This is a genomic window from Acidovorax sp. PRC11, from assembly GCF_031844105.1.
GTDB lineage: Bacteria > Pseudomonadota > Gammaproteobacteria > Burkholderiales > Burkholderiaceae_C > Paracidovorax.
Genome location: NZ_JAUZUQ010000049.1, coordinates 1 through 3,511 on the forward strand (window position 1 = coordinate 1; position 3,511 = coordinate 3,511).

Genomic DNA, 3,511 nt, shown 5'->3' on the forward strand with positions numbered 1-3,511 from the left:
GGAGCCAGCGGCACCACGAACTCCGTGAGCGGGTCGTGCGCGGGCCGCTCCAGCGGCACCACGACCCGGTAGGGGCCGTGGCCTGCGTAGCCGTCGCCGATCACAGCGAGGACGCCGGCCGCTTGCTCCTCGGCGATGACGTCGTCTACCGACATCGGGAAGCGGTGAGTTTCTGTGTTGATGATCTGCATGTCAGACTTTCAGCGCGTTGTTGGGGTAGGAGCGGCCGGCGCCCCAGATGATCCGGATGCGGCCGCCTGCCGCGTAGATGGAAAGGACTTGGCCAGGTGTGACCGCGACGTTGTTGCGCCATGCCAGCGCCCCGCCGCGCACCGCGGGGGGCCCGCCGCCGCTGTCGCCCTCGATCGGGTCCGTGTACGTGCCCGAGGCGTTTCGGCCGGACAAGCCTGTATTGCCGCCCGGGCTGGACGGATAGTCGATGTAGTTGGACGATCCGCCGCCCCAGGATGCGCCGCCTTTGTACCGACTCGATCCGCTGCCGCCGTTGCCACCACCCCCTTGCCCGGCCCCGCCAGGCAGTCCGGTCCACTCGCCGTCGTTGGGCGTGGAGCTGCCACCGCCGTACCCGCCGTTGCCCTCGTAGCCTCCGGCACCTCCGCCCCCTCCGTTGGATATTCCGCCGTCGCCACCCCCATCGCCGATGCGTGCCTCGTTCTGCGCCCGCAGGACAGTGGAGCCGGCCGCAACAACGTAGACCGCCGGCCAGCTGCCGTCTCGCTGCTGCGCGCACATGCTCACGCTGGTGATCCCCGCGGGCACTGTCCACGACGTATTCGCGTCCGCGAACACGACCTGCCCGAGCGGGTTGGTGGCCGGCGCATTGCTCGGAAACGATCGCGCGCCGCCCCACAGGATGCGCACGATCGCGCCATAACCCGCCGCGTTGTCCCGAATCCAGTAGTCTAGGGTGATGGTCAGCGTCTCGCCCGGGCTCACCGGCACCGCGTTGCGATACCGCAGGTTGCCTCCGTGCTTGGAGTAGACAGTGCCAGCCACACTCGGGTAGTTGTGGGGCGTTCCTGCGCCCGCTCGGAGCAGGCCTGTGTCGCTGCCAGCCTTGCCTTTGGGGTCGCTGCTGGAGGTGCCCGGAGCACCGTTGGCGCCCTGCCCATAGATCCCGACACCGCCACCTGCGGCATCCCCACCCCAGCCACCACCACCACCGCCCCCGGCGCCGGCCAGTCCGGGGTAGTAGGTGACCACGTTGGACGAGTCCGTCTCGGTGTCGCCTCCTCGACCTCCTGCGCCAGAGTAGCCGCCAGCACCCCCTGCGCCCGTGTAAGGTGCGCGGCGGGGCCCGGCGTCGCCGCCATTACCGCCGCCAGCACCTTCAGTGCCGAGAGGCCATGTTGTGTTGAGCAGCACGACGCCGCCCCGAGAGATATATGTCGTGTAGTCCCGGTGACTGGAGATTGCTAGCAGGCACACCTCGTAGACGCCGGCCGGCACCACCCACGAAAACACAGTCTGCGAATTGGACGCGCCGGCGCTTTGGAAGACTACCTCGCCGGGGTCGGCAAGCTGCGCGGCCACTGCCGAAAACATCTGGCGCCGGATCATGCTGCAAACCCCGGCAGCGCGGAAACGTACCACCCGGCAGTGGAGCCGATGAGGGTTTTTTCGAAATAGAGCAAATGGCGCTTACCCGTGGCCAGGGTGGGCACGACGCCATTTACCCAAATCGACCCCGAGGGTAAGGTGAAACTGCCCGACACGAAATTCACCTCCACCGCCACACTGATTGCAGAATCCACAGGTATATTGATGAAACTCAGGCCGGCAGAGCCGATCACCGTAATTGCAAATCGAGTCCGCCGGGAAAGGTCCATCACACCGTCACCGGTGATGATGTATGGATCATTCTGATAAGCCGAGCGTCTCCAAGTTGGCCGCTTCGCTGCGTTATTCGGATCGACCAGAATACCATTTTGGACGATCCCGCTGCGCGTGTATGCGACGCCGGATGCATAATCCACAATCGTTTGCGCGCACGTATCAAAAGTGCGCATCACGAACAAAGGTGAATAGAGGATACCCTGCGGATTATCCGTGGCTGCGTTGAAACGGTAAACACCAGAGGTCAAAACCGTCCCAAGGTCCGTAGGCTCGGGCAGCGCTTCATCGACTCGGAAATTCAGGACGCCCAGCCCCGCGAGGGTAGTTTCGTTCACCGCGCCTGTCTTGCCGTTGAAACTGGACACGCCCGCTACCGCGCTGATGCCGTCTCCCCACCCCGATCCCGTCCACACCCGCCACTTGTTCGCGGTGGTGTCGTAGTAGGTCGCGCCGGCGCGCAGCGCCTGGCCCTGGTTGTCCGTGGCGGGCGGCGCGGACTTGTTGCCCAGGTTGAGCTTGGACGCCTCGATCCGGCTGGCCTCCGCCGCTGCAGCGCTGCCTGCTGCCTCATCGCGCCGCGTGGTGGCCGTGCTGGCCGCGGCGTTGGCCTGGTTGCGATAGCCCATGGCGGCGTCCGCCTGCTGGGTTGCCGTGCTGGCAGATGCGCTCGCGGCCGCGGCACGCTCCTGGGCGGACACCGCATTCGTCCAGGCCGTCTGGCACATCGCCTGGATGCCGGCCACCACGCCCGGCATGCTCGACCCGTAGGTGTAGGCCTCGCTGTTGAAATTGGCACTGCCCAGGGCCGGATACGGTGGCACCGTGGGCGCCGCCGGTGGATTGACGATTTCCGTCATACGTTGCCTTTGATCTGGAGCGCGACCGATGCGGTCGCAGAGGTGTCGGCCCGGACCGTACCGGTCACGGAGCCCACGGTGGAGAGATACCCGAATCGCGGCAGGCCGCTCGCCTCAATGGCGACGGTCTGGTCAAGGATCCGGTCCAGCAGCGTCTTGGCCGCGTTGGCCTGGTCCGCGTCAATGACGCACGACAGCGTCATGTTGGTGGACTGCCGCCCGCGGCGCCGAACGAAGGTGCCGTCGGCGTTTTCGCGGTAGTAGGCGTAGCTCTTGGTGCTGGCCTCGGCGCCCTGCACCACCGCGCTGATGCGGCCCGTGGGCGCCAGCAGGCGGCTCCACTGCCCCACGCTGATGTAGCCCACCGCGGCCTCCACCGCCGCGCTGTTGCGGGCCAGCGTGATGGTGACCTCGGCGGCCGGGTGCAGCCGGATGTCCTTGAGGGTGTAGGAGGTTGCGCGCTGCAGGTTCCCGAACAGGTACTCCCATTCGCCGAAGGCTTGCTCCCACAGGTCCAGGTGGACCGGCGGCACCAGGTCCTCGCCGCCAGGCCCGGCCCGCACACGGATGTCGAGCGTGTCCGCCTCGATGCCGTAGAGCGCGATCCCGGTGACGAATCCGGGGTTGAGCACGTAGGTCAGGGAGCCCTTGCGCCGCGCCCGCGTGAACAGGTAGTCATCGAAGGGCGCCATGCGGTTGGTGGGCGCGCCCTCGTCGCGGAGCCAGAACTCGGCGCCCGCGGCCGAGGACGGCGCCGTGGTGTTGTTGGGCGCGGCCTTGATGCACTCGTAGGTGTA

At 66.9% G+C, this 3,511-nt stretch carries 4 protein-coding genes; all 4 read right to left on the reverse strand.

Features of this window, described 5'->3' with window-relative positions:
* A partial coding sequence (locus tag Q9R47_RS24140; RefSeq protein ID WP_311235634.1) for a hypothetical protein occupies window positions 1–191 on the reverse strand: 191 nt, incomplete at its 3' end.
* Between the two features lies 1 nt (window position 192).
* A complete protein-coding gene (locus tag Q9R47_RS24145) occupies window positions 193–1,224 on the reverse strand; it encodes a hypothetical protein (protein ID WP_311235635.1) in 1,032 nt (343 codons plus the stop codon).
* A gap of 353 nt (window positions 1,225–1,577) precedes the next feature.
* Window positions 1,578–2,714, reverse strand: a complete 1,137-nt coding sequence (locus Q9R47_RS24150; RefSeq protein ID WP_311235636.1) for a hypothetical protein — start codon at window positions 2,712–2,714, stop codon at window positions 1,578–1,580.
* A partial coding sequence (locus tag Q9R47_RS24155) for a hypothetical protein (protein ID WP_311235637.1) occupies window positions 2,711–3,511 on the reverse strand: 801 nt, incomplete at its 5' end. The genes Q9R47_RS24150 and Q9R47_RS24155, both read right to left, overlap by 4 nt.

Coding starts and splice junctions, on each gene's coding strand:
- Q9R47_RS24150 (WP_311235636.1), bottom strand. CDS start 2,714: ATGACGGAAATCGTCAATCCACCGGCGGCGCCCACGGTGCCACCGTAT.